The sequence below is a fragment of the Brevundimonas sp. AVps7 genome, from assembly GCF_058681545.1.
Window position 1 is genome coordinate 2,123,595 of record NZ_CM178742.1, and the last position, 16,406, is coordinate 2,140,000.

Sequence of the window (16,406 nt, forward strand, 5' to 3'; positions counted from 1 at the left end):
GATGGGCCTCAGGGCGGCGATCGGGCCCCTGGTCGCGCAGGCGATCACATCGACCCGGCGCCGCGACGATCAACGGCGTCGGTTCGAGGCCGCCCGCATACGTCGCGGGCAGCCGCACGAGATTCTCTACTTCCACCAGGCGGATGATCCCTATTCCGCCCTGATGGCCGAGCGGCTCGCGGAGGTCTCCGCGCGTTACGGCGTGGTGATCACGCCCCATCTGGTCCCGCCCCCTCCGGACTGGGCGGCTCCGGAACGTGGGAAGCTGGAGGCCTATGCCCGACGCGATGCGTCACAGGTCGCCCCTGCCTACGGGCTTGACTATGAGGACCGCGCCGCGCCGCGGATGCAGGAGGTGAATCGGGCCCAGGCCGTGCTCCAGTCCGCCATCACCAGCGGGCGATTCCTCGCGGCCGCGCCGGTCGTCAGCCGCGCCTTGACCCGGGGGCTCTCGCTCGACGAGGCCGCAATCGCCTTCGGAAATGCGGACGCGACCGCCGTCGCGGCGGCCCTGATACAGGGAAGCCAGCTGCGCGACCGCCTCGGTCACTATCTCGGCGCGACCCTGTTTCATGCCGGCGAGTGGTACTGGGGGCTCGATCGTCTGGGTGACCTTGAGGCCCGTCTGAAGGACCTGGGGTGTGGCGGCGAGTTCGCGGAACGGATGATCGCTGCCCGCCCCGAGCTCGGGTTCGTGGGCACGGACCGTTCGGCCGCCGCCTCGACGCCGGCGCTGGAGATGTTTCTCTCGTTTCGCAGCCCCTACACCTATCTGGCGATGGACCGGACCATCGCACTGGCGTCCCACTACGGCGTGGAGCTTCGCTTGCGTCCCGTCCTGCCGATGGTCATGCGAGGACTGCCCGTTCCGGCCGCCAAGCGGAACTACATCCTTCGGGATTGCAAGCGGGAGGCCGAGCGGCTCGGCCTCCCGTTCGGCAGGGTCGCCGATCCGGTCGGGCGTCCGGTCGAGCGGGGGCTGGCCATACTGCACGGCGCCATCGCCGCAGGCGAGGGCCCCGCGTTTGCGACCTCCTTCCTTCGCGGTGTCTTTGCAGAAGGCGTCGACGCCGGGTCGGACCGGGGCCTGCGGGCGCTGGTCCAGCGAGCCGGTCTCGACTGGCGACTGGCCCAGGGCTGGATGACGGACGACGGCTGGCGAACCGCGGTGGAAGACAATCGACTGGCGATGTTCGCTGACGATCTGTGGGGCGTGCCGTCCTTCCGGTTCGGAAAGCTGTCGACCTGGGGCCAGGACCGCCTCTGGCTGGTCGAGAAGGCCATAGTCGAAGCGATCGGCGGCCCCCGCAGGGCCGAACCCCAGACCAGTCTCAGGACAGCCTCATGACCCTTCGCCGCGTCGCACTCGCCGCCCTCGCCCTCATCCTCTTGGCCGTGGGCATACTGATCGTGTTCCAGCGACCGATCGGGGCCCGGGTGCTGGGCAAGGTCGCCGACACCCAGGTCGGACGCGACAGCGTCACCACCATGCCCGACGGTCTCAACGTCGCGCTTTGCGGCACAGGCTCCCCTCTTCCGGATCCGACGCGGGCCGGCCCCTGCAGCGCTGTAATCGTCGGCGGGAAGGTCTTCCTGGTCGACAGCGGCGAAGGGGCCGCCGGCAATCTCTCCAGAATGGGAATTCCCGCCGGACGGATCGAGGCGATCTTCCTGACCCATTTCCATTCCGATCACATCGACGGCCTCCCCCCGGTCCTCCTGCAGCGCTGGGTCGGAGGGACACACGCTCAACCCACCCCCCTGTTCGGGCCGGAGGGAGTCGAGGCGGTCGCAGCTGGATTCAACGCCGCCTACACGCTCGATTCCGGGTATCGAACCGGCCACCATGGTCCGGCGATCGCGCCGCCGACCGGACACGGGGCCGCCCCCATGGTGTTCAGCGCAGAAGCGGCCGCGGCGCCGGACGGCGTGGTGGTCTACAGTGAAGGCGGCCTGATCGTCAGGGCCTTCACGGTCGATCATGGTCCCGTCAGCCCGGCCGTCGGCTACCGCTTCGATTACGGGGGGCGCAGCGTCGTCTTCAGCGGGGACACGGCCGTTTCATCGCATCTGAACGCCATGGCCACGGGAGCAGACCTCCTGGTCCATGAAGCGCTCCAACCGACCCTGCTTTCGGCCATCGAGCATCGACTGGACGAGCAGGACCTTTCCAGCCTCGCCCAGGTCATGCGCGATATCGTGGACTACCACGCCACCCCGGAACAGGCGGCTGACGCCGCAAAGGCGGCTGGCGTGGACGCGCTGGTGCTTAACCACCTGGTGCCGCCACAACCCCTCGCCTATGGCTATCCGGCCTTTCTGGGTGATGCGAAGAAGCACTTCGACGGGCCGATCACCGTGGGCGAGGACGGCATGCTGTTCAGCCTGCCGCAGGGCGGCGACAGGATCATTCGCCGGCGGCTGTTCTAGTTCAGTTCGAGCTCAGCCGGGCGGCCATGAGCAGCGACCGCAGCATGTGCTCCATGACCCTCCGGGCCTGGACGACGGTCAGGTGCTGGTCCCGACGCAGTCCGATCCATGTCGGCCAGGAAGAGGCGGAGACCATCGACTGGAGGAACAAGGACCGATCCGTCTCTTCCAGCGGATGGAGCGAGGCGGAAAAGACGGTGCTCAGATAGAGGCTGTGGGTCACATCGTCCTCTCGCAACATCCGGTCGATGACGGAGTTCTCTGCCCGCATTGAACCGGCGACGGCGCGGGCGGGCGTGACGTATTCCCACAGTCGCCCAAGCCGCTGGGCCACGGCGGTAACCCGTTCGGACTCCGGCAACAGGCTGATGTCGCGGGAGTGGAATCGGGCAAACACCTCGTCCCGTTGCATGTGGGTCGCTGCGACGATCAGCTCGTTGGTATCGGAAAAGTGGCGGAAGACGGAACGTCGCGACACATTCGCGCGGTCGGCGACCGCATCCATCGTCGGCATCTGGCGGGTTTCGCGGACGAGGTCGAGCAGCGCCCTGGCGATGGCGAGGCGGCTCCGTTCGCTGCGCACCCGACGGCCGTCGACAAAGGGCTGGTCATCAGCGGATCCCGCCAAGGCACGCTCCAAATATTGACATTATGAGTGCCGTAACATTAGGCACTTCCGGTGGCAAATTGCGCCACCGGGTGATCCATCAACATACCGGAGGACAGTGACATGACGCTAGACGAAATTACCTCGGAGATCCGGGGCCGGGTCGCCGCCAACGGGGGGATCAGGGGCAAGACGGTGAAGTTCCATTTCGGCGACGACGGCGCGATCCGCATCGACGCCAAAGGTGACGCCGTCGTCGTCGACAACGAAGACAGTGCGGCCGATTGCACGGTCAAGATCTCCAAATCGGACTTCCTCGAGATGGCCGCCGGAAAGCTGAACCCAACGGCCGCCTTCATGTCGGGCAAGATCAAGATCGACGGCGACATGGGCCTGGCCATGCAGCTGGGCAACATCCTGAACTAGGTGGTCCGGAGGCGGTCGCTCAGGTCGAGCGATCGCCCCAAACCTCGCGGTTCTGAACCCGTGAGAGTCTGCGGCTAGCCCGGAGGTCCAGCCACCGGGACAGCCCCAGCGGCGCGAGGCAGGCCCTGACCGACGCCTGTTTCTCGGGATCCAGCGCCGCGAACGTGTCCGTGACGGCCTGCAGTTTGAAGACGCTGAACGCTCTCAGGGACGTCGTGACCGGCGTCCCCAGAAGATCGAATGTCAGTTTCCCCCGGGGGCGACGCTCCCGCTCCGGCGACTGGACCGGGTCGCCTGCGACGATGTCGGGGTGTTCACCCAGCCAGAGGTCCAGGGCAGCCACCTGCGCCTCCAGTTCGGCGCCATAGATGCGGTCGACGGCCCGAAGCACCGGCACGAGGCTTTCGGCCACCTCGTCGTCAGGGGCGAACACAGGGTCCAGTCCGGCGAACTCTGGCATGTCGGTGTCCGGCGCGTTCATGCGCTCAACCCAGCGCCACACGAAATAGGCCCGCCGCTTCATCTGCTCCGCCGGATAGGGGTCTCGGCCCAGGTGGGCGTAGAAGGCCGACAGAAGCCCGAAATCGCCCACGCTCGGCGCGCCGCCCTGGAGATAGGGCGAGACGCGAAAATGGGCGTCCAAAGCGGCCAGCAGGTTCTCGTAGGCGGCCTCAATGGCCGGGATCACGGTAGGGGTTATTCCGAGGGCGGGCAGATAGCCCTGCATCTTGCCCATTGCGCCCTCAGCCACGGCAGCTGCTTGCGACGGATCGACGGCCGGCGCGATTCCGGCGGCAAAGGCCGTGCGCAGGAAGTCCAGGTTCTGTTCGGGATAGTTCCATCGATAGTGCATGCCGGTCCGGATCATCCCCTCGTCCCCGAACAGCTCGAAAATCCGGGCGATGACGGACTGGCGCGCGCCTGCGGGATAGATGGAGACCGCCGGCGGAAGGACCTTTTCGACGTAGTCGAGAATGTCGGCTGTATCCTGGATGATCGCCCCGTCGGGCGCTTCGAGGACCGGGATCATGAGACGGCCGACCGACGGCGCGATCTCTGCGACGAACCGCGGATCGCTGATCAGCCGTTCGACGAAGGGCACGCCGCGTTTTCTCAGATAGGCGCGCGCCTTGCCCGTAAACATCGACACAGGCATGCCGTACAGGATGTAGGTCGCCGTCATGGATCTACCTTTTCATCGAACGTCGCGACCCCAGCGATCGCGGATGCGGGAGGGATCGGCCAAGGCGATCCCTGTGAAGTTCGTGCCTGACAGAGCGCGTGTTCCGTCTTCGCCCAGAACCGACGCCACCCGCCCCCTCGCCGTCGGATCAAGCGCCTCGAAATCGCGGCTCAAGCGCGAGAGACGCCCGGCGCGATAGGGATTAGGCCGATAGCGAATGACGGCGTCGCCGGCCCGGTGCACAGTCTCGTCCCGCCCCGCGGCCGCCGCTGCGGCGTTGGCTGCCATCTCCGGCAGACAGCGACCCGCGATCAGGCGGAACACATCTTCCAGGTCGTCGGGCACGGACGTCATTGATCGCGCACCGGGTCCGACAGGGCCCTCAAGCGCCCACAGTCGGGTGATCCAGGCGGCGACCGCCGGAGCCCGCGCGCGCATGATCCGCCCCGGAGTCGGGTCACAATGGAAATGACGGAACATCGGGCCGAAGAGACCGATGTCAGCTCGCGTCGGGCCAGGTCCCATGACCCAGTCCCGCCGACGCAGAACGGGATCCAGGGCGTCCAGAAGGTCCAGATAGTCGGCCTCGATCTGATGGCGATTGGCGGAGGTCACACCCTCGCCGCGCAGATAGCGGGCCCGCTGCCGCAGCAGGATAAACTGCCGCTTCAGCGCGAAGGGGGCGGCGATATCGCGCAGCATCCCCCGCGCCAGCCGCGCACTCATCAGCCGTGCGTCGTCGTCGAAGGCCCACCGGTAGTAGAGGGCCGGTCGCCACAGGTGCTCGTCGGCATAGGTCTCGATCAATCCGGCGAGGAAGGCGCAAGCCGGATCGGAGGGCGTGATGCCGGGCTGGGGCAGCTCGTTTTCGAGGGTGTCGATGATCTGGACGGTATCGGTCATCCAGCGCCCGTCCGGCAGTTCCAGCTGCGGCATCTGTCGAACGCCCGTATGTCGGGCCAGGCTCTTGAAGGCGCGCGTATCCATCTCCTCGAGCCGATAGGGCAGGCCCCTGGCGCGCAGATAGGCTTCGAGCTTGCCCGTGAAATACGACAGATCCAGACCGTGGACGACGAACATCGAACCGCTCCATGCCAGCTCGATTGACCGGCCTTCCCGCTCCCATCATTATGGCATCTTGAATGCCAATAGTAGACCGATCCAACGGTTCACGGCGGAGGTATCGCGTGCACGAGAATCTGGCGGGCTCGGGCCTGTATCAGCTGAAGGGGGCGATCGGATCGCCCTATTCGATGAAGATGCGCGCGGTCCTGCGGTATCGGCGAATTCCGTTCGTCTGGCAGGGAGGCATGGTCGGGTTCATCGCCGCCCAGGCGATGAAGGCCAAGGTGTTGCCCGTGCTGGTTACGCCGGAGGGCGAGGCCTGCAACGACTCCACCCTGCTGATCGAGCGACTTGAGGCCTGGCACCCCGGCGCGCGCAGCCTTGTCCCGACTGATCCGGCGGTGGCCTTCCTGTCGCTGCTGCTCGAGGACCTGGCCGACGAATGGCTCTCGAAGGCCATGTACGTGTACCGGTGGGCCCGACCGGTGGACCAGGAGCAGATGAGTCGCTGGCTGGCCTTCGACGCCCTGCGCGGCGTGGGTGAGGCCATGATTCTCGAACAGGCGAAGATGTGGCGGGACAGGCAGGTCGAGCGACGCGACATCGTAGGGGTCGGCGAGGCGGCGCAACCGGTTATCGAGGCCTCGGCCGCCAGGATCATGTCCGCACTGGACCAGCGCGCGGTCGAGCGGGGGTTCCTGTTTGGCGACCGTCCGAGCGCGGCCGACATGGCTTTCTACGGCCAGCTCACCCAGCTCGCCACTGACCCGACGCCCCAGGCGCTCATGCGGGACCGGTATCCGTGGCTGTTCCGCTGGGTGCAGATAACCGACGACCTGTCGGGCGACGCCGAGGGCCAGTGGGACGACGAGGTCGACTCGCCAGCCCTGCGGGCCCTGCTCGTCGAATGCGCGACCCACCACCTTCCACTTCTGACCGCGAACGCCTCCGCCGTTCAGTCAGGACAGACACAGTTTCAATATCGAGCCGGGGGAGTCGACCTGGAGCAGCCGACCGACCGATATCTGACCAAATGCCTGCGGGCGATCCTGGAGGCTTTCGCCGGCCTGGATCGCGAGACACAGGCCCGACTGGACAAGCTTCTGGCGGAGACCGGATGCCTGCCCTTGCTCACGGGCCATCATTCAGAAGGCGTTGCGGCATGACGGACACTCCCCCGAACGAGCGGCCGCGGCGCCAGGTGGATCGACGCTCCCTTCTGATCGGCGCGGCGGCGGGGACTGTCGCCGCGACCGGCGGCGCCCTTGCCTTCGGTGCGATCCGCGAGGCCATGGCCCCCTATGTGACGCCCTCGGCCGTGCCCAAGGGACAGGCGGCGCGCGTGCGCGAATCGTTCAGGGACTCGCGGCCCTCCTACGCCGGCTCTCCGACGGCCCCCGAGGGCGCCCCGAACATCATCACCATCGTTCTGGACGACGTCGGCTTCTCTGACCTGGGCTGCTACGGAAGCGAGATCCGGACGCCGACATTCGACGCCCTGGCGGAAGCGGGCGTGCGATATTCCAATTTCCGCACCTGCGCCATGTGCTCGCCGACTCGGGCCGCACTGCTGACGGGCCTCAACTCCCATTCTGCGGGGATGGGCTGGCTGGCGGACATCGACAGCGGCTATCCAGGGTATCGCGGCGACCTGACGCGCGAGGCCGCGACGTTGCCGGAGGTTCTGCGCGACGCTGGCTGGTCGACCTTCCTCGTCGGCAAATGGCACCTGAACAACGCTGCCAGCAGCGGGCCCAACGGCCCCTACTACAACTGGCCGACCTCGCGCGGGTTCGAACGGGCCTACTGGTTCCAGGGCCATTCGACCGACTATTTCAAGCCGTCTGAACTGTATGACGGCGTTGCCCCGATCGAGCCTCCCACGGCCGACGACTACTATGTCTGTGACGATCTGACCGATCGGGCGATCAGCTACATCCGGACGCAGAAGGCGATGTCTCCGGACAAGCCTTTCCATCTGCAACTCGCCTATCCGGGAGCCCATTCCCCCCTGCAAGCCAGGGGCCGCGAGCGCGACGCCTACAAGGGCTCCTACGATACCGGCTGGGACGCCGTGCGCGCTGCCCGGCTCCAGCGCCAGAAGGCGATGGGGCTCCTGCCCGCGACCACCAGTCTGCCCCCCCTGTCATTCGGGGCTCGTCCGTGGGCCGAGCTCGACGCGGTCGAGCGGCGGGTCTTTGCCCGCTACATGGAGGTCTATGCCGCCATGATCACCAACATGGACGCCAATGTCGGCCGGCTGCTGGCGACCTTGAGCGACCTCGGCCAGGCCGAAAACACCGTCATCCTGGTGATGTCCGACAATGGCGGATCAGGCGAAGGCACAGCCGACGGTTCGCCCAATGTCTTCGCGCCGGCCTTCGGACGGCCGGTCCCGATCGAAAAGGCCGCCGAGCTTTATGATGTGATGGGGGAGGACGCCACCTTCCCCCACTATCCGATGGCCTGGGCCTGTGTGTCGAACACGCCGTTCCGGCTCTACAAACAGTATGCCCACCTCGGAGGCGTCGCTGACCCCCTGATCGTGTCCTGGCCCAGCCGGATCCGCGACAAGGGCAAGATCCGGGAAAAGTTCGTCCATGTCGTGGACGTCATGCCGACCTTGCTGGAAGCCGCCGGTGTGACCCGCCCGGAAACCTGGCTCGGCGCAGCTCAAAAGCCGCTGGAAGGGGCCAGCTTCTTGCCGAACCTGCTGTCGGCGGACGCGGCGACCCGCACGGGCCAGTACTATGAACTGGGCGGCAACCGGGCCTATGAGGACGAGCGCTGGAGGCTGGTCTGCCGGCATACGCGCGGCACGCGCCAGGACGAGGACGTCTGGGAGCTGTACGACCTAAGCCTGGATCGTAATGAAAGCCGCGATCTCGCCGCCGCCCATCCCGAAATCGTCCAGCGGCTTCGGGCCGCATGGCAGGCGGATGCCGAGAAGTATGGCGTCTTCCCGCTCGACGACCGCAGCCTGATGCTGAAACTGGTGCAGGACCGCCAGTCGAAAGGCATCCGCCCCCGCTGGGAGTTTCGCCCGCCGGTCGAGCGGATAACCCATGACGTGGCTCCGCTGGTCTGCGGTCTCGACCACGAGATCACGGTCGAGCTGGACTGGGCGCCCGGTCAGGACGGCGTGCTGGTGGCCTCGGGGTCCAGGCATGCCGGCTATGTCCTCTATGTCGAGGACGGTCGACTATCCTATGAGTACAGCCTCGTGCCCTGGAGCGAGCGGATCGTCGCCGACAGCCCGCTTCGCGCGGGCCGGAACGTCGTGCGGTATCGACAGACCATGACGGCTCGTCCCTTCGACGGGGGCGGCGCCCTGTTCGTGAACGACCGGAAGGTCGGCGAGCGCACCTATGAACAGGCGTTGTTCTCGACCGGCTATGACGGATTCACGATCGGCGCCGACCTCGGGAACCAGGTCTCGACGCGATATCAGGGGCCCAATCCCTTCGGTGGTCGTATCGAGCGGGTGCTGATCGAGGTCGACAACAAGCCGACGAATCCGCTGGAAACCCGGAGGTTCCTCGACCGGATGGGCATGACCGTATGAGATCGCAGGGGACGACCGCGACGATGGCGATCATCCCCGGCGGCCGCTATCGTCTGGGGTCAGACGATCACTATCCCGAGGAGCGTCCCGCGCGTTGGGCCGAGGTGTCCGCCTTCGCCATCGACGTCACTCCGGTGACCCACGCGGCCTTCGCCCGGTTCGTCGCGGAGACCGGATGGGTCACCACCGCCGAACGTCTCGAACCCGCAGGGTCCGCCGTCTTCGCCATGACCGGGGGGCCGGTGGACCTCAGCCGCCCCGACCTGTGGTGGCGCTTCGTCGACGGCGCCGCCTGGCACAGTCCGCAGGGGGCAGGATCGGCAGCCGCCGATCTGGACAACCATCCTGTGACCCACGTCTCTCTCGAGGACGCCCTCGCCTATTGCGACTGGGCCGGCAAGCGGCTGCCGGGCGAGGGCGAATGGGAGGTCGCCGCGCGGGGCGGGCTGGAGGATGCGGTCTACGCCTGGGGCGACACCTTCGCTCCGGACGAGCGGCCAATGGCGAACCTCTGGCGCGGCGCCTTTCCGTGGTGGTCCGAGCCGCCCGGACCAGGCACCACGCCCGTGAGCGCCTACCCCGCCAATGGCTACGGCCTGTTCGACATGATCGGCAACGTCTGGGAATGGACGTCGGACCGGTTTGACCGGACGTCGACCTGCGGATGCAGCAGTCCGGCGGCCGGCGATGATCTCCGGACGCTCAAGGGCGGATCGTATCTCTGCGCCGGCGAGTATTGCGCGCGTTACCGGCCGGCGGCGCGGATCGGGCTGACCCCGGAAACCTCGACCGGACACATCGGCTTTCGATGCGCCCTGGATCTCCCCTCCCGTCTGGACGAAACACCATGATCGACCTCTACACCTCCCCGACCCCGAACGGCTGGAAGGCCTCTGTCGCGCTCGAGGAACTGGGCCTCGACTATGAGGTCCATGCCATCGACCTGCTGTCCGGCGCCCAGCGGGCGCCCGACTACCTCGCGCTCAATCCGAACGGGCGGATCCCCACGATCGTGGATCGTGACGAAGGAAACTTCGCCGTCTTCGAGTCCGGAGCAATCCTCATCTACCTTGCGGAAAAGACCGGGCGGCTGATGCCGGCAGACGCGAAGGGACGCAGTCTGGTGCTCCAGTGGCTCATGTTCCAGATGGGCGGGATCGGCCCGATGATGGGTCAGGCCAATGTCTTCCATCGTTATTTCCCCGAGAAGATACAGGTCGTTATTGATCGCTACCAAGGTGAGAGCGGCCGGCTGTTCGGCGTGCTCGACCGCCGGCTCGCGGACAATGAATGGCTCGCGGGCGACTATTCGATCGCCGACATCGCAAACTGGTGCTGGGTCAGGACCCACAAATGGTCCGGGGTCGACATCGCGCCCTTCGAACACCTTCAGCGTTGGGTCGCAGCCATCGCGACGCGGCCCGCAGCCCAGGCCGGGATCAAGGTGCCGTTCGACCTGGAAGCCGCCATGGCGGCCACGAAAGCGGCGTCCGCGACCTTTGCCGCGGGCGGCCGGACACTGGTCAACATGGGCAAGCCCGAGGCGTGACCGGAATGCTGGCCGCGCTGCGTCGCGAGGTCCGGTTTCTGCGAGGCGGCCTGCGGACGCTTGCCCGGGTCAACCGTCTGAAGCCGGGATCCCGCGTCAATGTCGCCGACGACCTTGAACGCGCCGTCGACCGCCATGCCTCACGCATCGCGATCCTGTTCGAGAACGAACGCTGGACCTATGCCGACCTTGAGCAGAGAGCCAACCGCTATGCCACCTGGGCCGTGGACCAGGGGATCGACCCGGGAGCGACGGTCGCCCTGTTCATGGAAAATCGTCCCGACTATCTGGCGGTCTGGTTCGGCCTGGCCAAGGTCGGCATCGCCACCGCTCTGATCAACACCCAGCTGACCGGGACCGGGCTGGCCCATTGCGTGGCCACGGCCTGCGCCGATCACATCATCGTCGATGCGCCCCTCGCCGAGGCCTGGCGGTCGGCGCGGTCTCATGTCGGCGCCGAGGTTTCGGCCTGGCTGTCCGGTGGCGTGGCCGACGATTTCGGCCGCCTCGACGAGGTGCTCTCGGAGGGATCGTCCGGGCGGCCAGACCGGCGATTGCGCGCCGAAAGCCGGGCCGAGGATCTGGTTCTCCTGATCTACACCAGTGGCACCACCGGCCTGCCGAAAGCCGCGCGGATCACCCATCTCCGCATGCTGCTGACCATGCATTCGTTCGCTGCGGCCAGCGGATCGACGGCGCGGGACGTGATCTATGCGCCCCTGCCCCTCTACCATACCGTGGGAGGGGTCTGCGCCCCGGGCATCGCCCTCACGGTCGGCGGCGCCATCGCCCTGCGCAGGCAGTTTTCGGCAAGCGCTTTCTGGAGCGACTGCGTCCGGTTCGAAGCCACCCTGTTCCAGTACATCGGCGAGCTGTGCCGCTATCTTCTCAATGCGTCGCCTCAGCCGGACGAGCGACGGCACAGACTGAGACTGGCGGTCGGCAACGGCCTCCGACCCGATGTCTGGGATCGGTTCCAGCAGCGGTTCGCGATCCCCCGAATTCTGGAGTTCTATGGCGCGACCGAGAGCAATCTGACCCTGTTCAACTTCGACGGCGGACCCCACGCCATCGGCCGGGCGCCGCCCTATATGAAATCCGCGGTCAATGTGGCGCTGATCCGGTTCGACCCCGTGGCGGAACGACCGATCCGTGACGCCTCTGGCAGATGCATCCCCTGTCCGGACGACGAGATCGGCGAGGCCATCGCCCGGATCGATCCGGCGAGGGCCCAGATGCGGTTCGAGGGCTACTCCGATGCCGAGGCGACGGAAAGCAAGGTCCTCCGGGGCGTCCTGCAACCGGGTGACGCCTGGTTCCGGTCCGGCGACCTCATGCGACGCGACCGTCTCGGCTATTTCTATTTCGTCGACCGGATCGGAGACACCTTCCGCTGGAAGGGAGAAAACGTCTCGACCACCGAGGTCGCCGAGGTCATCGCGTCCGTGCCGGGGATTTTCGAGGTGAATGTCTACGGCGTAGAGGTTCCCGGCTTCGGCGGGCGTGCCGGCATGGCCAGCCTGGTGGTGGATGAAGCCCGGTTCGATCCGGCGGATGTGCGCGAGGCCGTGCACGCCCGACTGCCCGGCTATGCCCGTCCCCTGTTTCTCCGCCTGACCCGGGCCATGGAAACGACGGGAACTTTCAAGCAGAAGAAGGCCGAAGCCATCCGAGAAGGCTTTGATCCGCGTACAGTTGGCGACGCCCTGATGTTCGATGACCCCCGGCACAGGGCCTATGTGTCCTTGTCAGAGGCGGTTCACGACGAGATCGTCTCCGGAGCTCTGCGGCTATGATCACTAGACAGGTTTGGGCCGTCCCGGCGGCGGTCGCCGTCCTTCTGGGCGCGGCCGGTTGCACCCCGACGCGCAGGGTCGAACCCGCGGTCTGCCCCGCCACGCCCGGATCGGACGCACCGGGACGTCTTGTCGACGTGCCGGCCGGTCGCTTTCTTATGGGCGACGACGTCTATGCGGACGAGGGGCCGCCGCGGGTCGAGACGGTCGCCGCCTTCCAGATCGATGCGACAGAGGTGACCAATGTTCAGTTCGCCCGGTTTGTGAAGGAAACGGGCTATGTCACGGTCGCCGAACGGCCGGTCGATCCGCGTCTGTATCCGGGCATGCCGGCCGACGCAGTCCAGCCAGGCTCGGCGGTCTTCAGCTTCAACAGCGTGCGTTTCGATCCCGGCAACGCCTCGACGTGGTGGGTCTTCGTGGCCGGCGCGTCCTGGCGCCATCCCGAGGGTCCTGGAAGCGATCTGAAGGGACGTGACTTCCTGCCTGTGGTCCATATCGCCCTGGCCGACGCCCTGGCCTATGCGCATTGGGCCGGGCGTCGCCTGCCGACCGAGATCGAATGGGAGTGGGCGGCCCGATCAGCCGACCCTGCGGCCGAAAACTCCACCCGCCAGCCATCGGAAGCCAACACCTGGCAGGGCGTTTTCCCGGCAAGGAACACCGGCGAAGACGGCTATTCCGGCGCCGCTCCGGTCGCCTGTTTCAAACCGAACGGGCTGGGGGTCCACGATCTGATCGGAAATGTCTGGGAATGGACCGCCGATCCCTACCGACAGACCCGCCCGGTAGCGTTCGCCCCCGGCGACGCCGGACAGGACCCCCGCCAGCCGGGGGTTCCCGTCGGAGTGATCAAGGGCGGCAGCTACCTGTGCGCGCCGAACTATTGCATGCGGTACCGCCCCGGCGCGCGCCAGGCCCAGGACCTGACCCTGGGCGCCTCTCACGTCGGCTTCCGGACCGTCGGCCTGGGCCGGTAGCCTGCACCACAGCATTGCAGACAGCAAAAAGCCCCGTGGCGAACCAGCGGGGCTTTGAGATCTTGGCTTCAGGCTCAGGCTTTGCGCTGACGCCCAGACAGCAAAAAGCCCCGCGGGTGACCGACGGGGCTTTGAGATCTTGGGTGCGGGAGCAGGATTTGAACCTGCGACCTTCAGGTTATGAGCCTGACGAGCTACCGGGCTGCTCCATCCCGCGGCAAGAGCGGCTTTGTGAAGGAAGAAGTTCGAGAGACACTGGGCTGAAGTCGCGCAAAGCGCGTTAGCCCGGACAGACGTCACAATCCACATATCCGCTTGGTAGACCCGGCGGCGACCTACTCTCCCATGCCTTGAGACATAGTACCATTGGCTCTGGAGGGCTTAACGACCGAGTTCGGGATGGGATCGGGTGGGGAACCTCCGACATAACCACCAGGTCAACCAAGCGGATATGTAGATTGTGACGAGAAGACATTGTCGTATTCGAAAAATCGAATGAGTTTTGCTGAGAAACGATCAAGCCGATCGGATTATTAGTACCAGTAAGCTTCACGCGTCGCCGCGCTTCCACACCTGGCCTATCAACGTGGTAGTCTTCCACGATCCTCAGCGAAGCCTTGTTTTGAGGTTAGTTTCCCGCTTAGATGCTTTCAGCGGTTATCTATTCCATACTTAGCTACCCTGCTGCACAACTGGCGTCATGACAGGTCCACCAGAGGTATGTCCATCCCGGTCCTCTCGTACTAGGGACAGATCCTCTCAAGCTTCGAACACCCACGGCAGATAGGGACCAAACTGTCTCACGACGTTCTGAACCCAGCTCACGTACCACTTTAATCGGCGAACAGCCGAACCCTTGGGACCTGCTCCAGCCCCAGGATGTGATGAGCCGACATCGAGGTGCCAAACTTTGCCGTCGATATGGACTCTTGGGCAAAATCAGCCTGTTATCCCTAGAGTACCTTTTATCCGTTGAGCGATGGCCCTTCCACGCGGGACCACCGGATCACTATGGCCGACTTTCGTCTCTGCTCGACTTGTCAGTCTCGCAGTCAGGCGGGCTTATGCCATTGCACTCGACGACCGATTTCCGACCGGTCTGAGCCCACCATCGCGCGCCTCCGTTACACTTTAGGAGGCGACCGCCCCAGTCAAACTACCCACCACGCCATGTCCCGGGACCGGATAACGGCCCTCGGTTAGACGTCAACGACAGTAAGGGTGGTATTTCAAGGATGGCTCCACCAGAGCTGGCGCCCCGGTTTCATAGCCTCCCACCTATCCTACACATACGGTCGCTAACGCCAAGGCGAAGCTATAGTAAAGGTTCATAGGGTCTTTCCGTCTGACCGCGGGAACCCCGCATCTTCACGGGGAATTCAATTTCACTGAGCCTGTGCTGGAGACAGTGGGGAAGTCGTTACGCCATTCGTGCAGGTCGGAACTTACCCGACAAGGAATTTCGCTACCTTAGGACCGTTATAGTTACGGCCGCCGTTTACCTGGGCTTCAGTTCGTCGCTTTCACAACTCCCTTTAACCTTCAGGCACCGGGCAGGCGTCAGACCCTATACGTCGCATTGCTGCTTCGCAGAGCCCTGTGTTTTTGCTAAACAGTCGCTACCCCCTGGCTTGTGCCACTCTGCAAAGGTTGCCCTAAGCAGAGTCACGCTTATTCCGAAGTTACGCGTGCAATTTGCCGAGTTCCTTCAGCACAGTTCTCTCAAGCGCCTTGGTATGCTCTACCTGACCACCTGTGTCGGTTTCGGGTACGGTCTCTGCTGGAGTTATTTCCAGGGACAACTTCCCTGCCAGGACAATCCAATAAGCCCTGACAAGTTGCGCCATCCGTCACTTCCAGCTGGTGCAGGAATATTTACCTGCTTCCCATCGACTACGCTTTTCAGCCTCGCCTTAGGGGCCGACTAACCCTGCGCAGATTAGCTTTACGCAGGAACCCTTGGTCTTTCGGCGGGAGTGTCTCTCACACTCCTTATCGTTACTCATGTCAGCATTCTCACTTCCGATACCTCCAGCCAGGCTCACGCCTGACCTTCACCGGCTTACGGAACGCTCCGCTACCGCTCACTTACGTGAACCCATATCTTCGGCGACTGGCTTGAGCCCCGTTACATTTTCCGCGCAGGATCGCTTGATCAGTGAGCTGTTACGCTTTCTTTAAAGGATGGCTGCTTCTAAGCCAACCTCCTGATTGTCAAAGCAATCCCACATCGTTTCCCACTTAGCCAGTACTTGGGGGCCTTAGATGATGGTTAGGGTTGTTTCCCTTTTCACGACGGACGTTAGCACCCGCCGTGTGTCTGCCCGATAGTTCTCTCAGGTATTCGGAGTTTGGTTAGTATTGGTACCACTCGCGCAGCCCGCAACCATCCAGTGCTCTACCCCCTGAGGAATTCGTCGGACGCTCTACCTAAATAGATTTCGCGGAGAACCAGCTATGTCTAGGTTTGATTGGCCTTTCACCCCTATCCACAAGTCATCCCAGAATTTTTCAACATTCACGGGTTCGGACCTCCAGTAAGTGTTACCTTACCTTCATCCTGCTCATGGATAGATCACCTAGTTTCGGGTCGTCATACGTCGAACTTAGCGCCCTATTCAGACTCGCTTTCGCTGCGCCTACACCTAACGGCTTAAGCTTGCTCGACACATGAAGTCGCTGACCCATTATACAAAAGGTACGCCGTCACCCCGCTTGGGGGCTCCGACTGCTTGTAGGCTTCCGATTTCAGGATCTGTTTCACTCCCCTTGTCGGGGTGCTTTTCACCTTTCCCTCACGGTACT

Annotated in this window: 12 protein-coding genes, 1 tRNA gene and 2 rRNA genes (1 of these 15 only partly in view); 9 read left to right on the plus strand and 6 right to left on the minus strand. The window is 64.7% G+C overall.

Annotation, left to right across the window (positions count from 1 at the left end):
* Position 1: 1 nt before the first annotated feature.
* Entirely contained in the window at positions 2-1,348 is a 1,347-nt protein-coding gene (locus ACW17Y_RS10640) for a DsbA family protein (RefSeq protein WP_492035682.1), read from the plus strand.
* On the plus strand, positions 1,345-2,430 hold the full coding sequence (locus tag ACW17Y_RS10645) for an MBL fold metallo-hydrolase (protein WP_492035683.1): 1,086 nt from the start codon (positions 1,345-1,347) through the stop codon (positions 2,428-2,430). Before ACW17Y_RS10640 ends, ACW17Y_RS10645 begins: the two co-directional genes overlap by 4 nt.
* A 1-nt stretch (position 2,431) precedes the next feature.
* On the opposite strand, the gene ACW17Y_RS10650 is transcribed toward ACW17Y_RS10645, so the two are convergent.
* Positions 2,432-3,058: a TetR/AcrR family transcriptional regulator gene (locus ACW17Y_RS10650; protein ID WP_492035684.1), complete on the minus strand. Its 627-nt coding sequence runs from the start codon at positions 3,056-3,058 to the stop codon at positions 2,432-2,434.
* A gap of 102 nt (positions 3,059-3,160) precedes the next feature.
* Here ACW17Y_RS10650 and ACW17Y_RS10655 point away from each other — a divergent pair, with 102 nt between their 5' ends.
* Entirely contained in the window at positions 3,161-3,463 is a 303-nt protein-coding gene (locus ACW17Y_RS10655) for an SCP2 sterol-binding domain-containing protein (protein ID WP_492035685.1), read from the plus strand.
* Positions 3,464-3,482: 19 nt separating this feature from the next.
* Here the strand turns inward: ACW17Y_RS10655 and ACW17Y_RS10660 are convergent, their stop codons facing one another.
* Positions 3,483-4,646: a glutathione S-transferase gene (locus ACW17Y_RS10660; RefSeq protein WP_492035686.1), complete on the minus strand. Its 1,164-nt coding sequence runs from the start codon at positions 4,644-4,646 to the stop codon at positions 3,483-3,485.
* A 12-nt stretch (positions 4,647-4,658) separates the two neighbouring features.
* The gene (locus ACW17Y_RS10665; RefSeq protein WP_492035687.1) at positions 4,659-5,726 is read right to left on the minus strand and encodes a glutathione S-transferase N-terminal domain-containing protein; all 1,068 of its coding nucleotides are present in this window, start codon (positions 5,724-5,726) and stop codon (positions 4,659-4,661) included.
* 107 nt (positions 5,727-5,833) lie between these two features.
* Here ACW17Y_RS10665 and ACW17Y_RS10670 point away from each other — a divergent pair, with 107 nt between their 5' ends.
* From ACW17Y_RS10670 to ACW17Y_RS10695, 6 genes are read left to right on the plus strand one after another with little or no spacing between them, the layout of a single operon-like run.
* Positions 5,834-6,877 (plus strand): glutathione S-transferase family protein, encoded by a 1,044-nt coding sequence (locus tag ACW17Y_RS10670; RefSeq protein ID WP_492035688.1) that lies wholly within the window; start codon positions 5,834-5,836, stop codon positions 6,875-6,877.
* On the plus strand, positions 6,874-9,276 hold the full coding sequence (locus ACW17Y_RS10675) for an arylsulfatase (protein WP_492035689.1): 2,403 nt from the start codon (positions 6,874-6,876) through the stop codon (positions 9,274-9,276). The genes ACW17Y_RS10670 and ACW17Y_RS10675 overlap by 4 nt, the downstream gene beginning before the upstream one ends.
* 23 nt (positions 9,277-9,299) lie before the next feature.
* Positions 9,300-10,127: a formylglycine-generating enzyme family protein gene (locus tag ACW17Y_RS10680; protein WP_492035690.1), complete on the plus strand. Its 828-nt coding sequence runs from the start codon at positions 9,300-9,302 to the stop codon at positions 10,125-10,127.
* A complete protein-coding gene (locus ACW17Y_RS10685; protein ID WP_492035691.1) occupies positions 10,124-10,825 on the plus strand; it encodes a glutathione S-transferase family protein in 702 nt (233 codons plus the stop codon). The genes ACW17Y_RS10680 and ACW17Y_RS10685 overlap by 4 nt, the downstream gene beginning before the upstream one ends.
* Before the next feature lie 5 nt (positions 10,826-10,830).
* Positions 10,831-12,621 carry a long-chain-acyl-CoA synthetase gene (locus ACW17Y_RS10690; protein WP_492035692.1) on the plus strand — a complete coding sequence of 597 codons (1,791 nt, stop codon included), beginning with the start codon at positions 10,831-10,833 and terminating at the stop codon, positions 12,619-12,621.
* Positions 12,618-13,601 carry a formylglycine-generating enzyme family protein gene (locus ACW17Y_RS10695; RefSeq protein WP_492035693.1) on the plus strand — a complete coding sequence of 328 codons (984 nt, stop codon included), beginning with the start codon at positions 12,618-12,620 and terminating at the stop codon, positions 13,599-13,601. Before ACW17Y_RS10690 ends, ACW17Y_RS10695 begins: the two co-directional genes overlap by 4 nt.
* Before the next feature lie 140 nt (positions 13,602-13,741).
* Here ACW17Y_RS10695 and ACW17Y_RS10700 read toward each other — a convergent pair.
* The 3 genes from ACW17Y_RS10700 to ACW17Y_RS10710 form a co-directional block, all read right to left on the minus strand.
* Positions 13,742-13,818: transfer RNA gene (locus ACW17Y_RS10700), tRNA-Met, on the minus strand.
* A 105-nt stretch (positions 13,819-13,923) separates the two neighbouring features.
* Positions 13,924-14,038: ribosomal RNA gene (gene rrf, locus ACW17Y_RS10705) — 5S ribosomal RNA — on the minus strand.
* A 75-nt stretch (positions 14,039-14,113) separates the two neighbouring features.
* Positions 14,114-16,406 (minus strand): 23S ribosomal RNA (locus ACW17Y_RS10710); it runs 490 nt beyond the window's last position.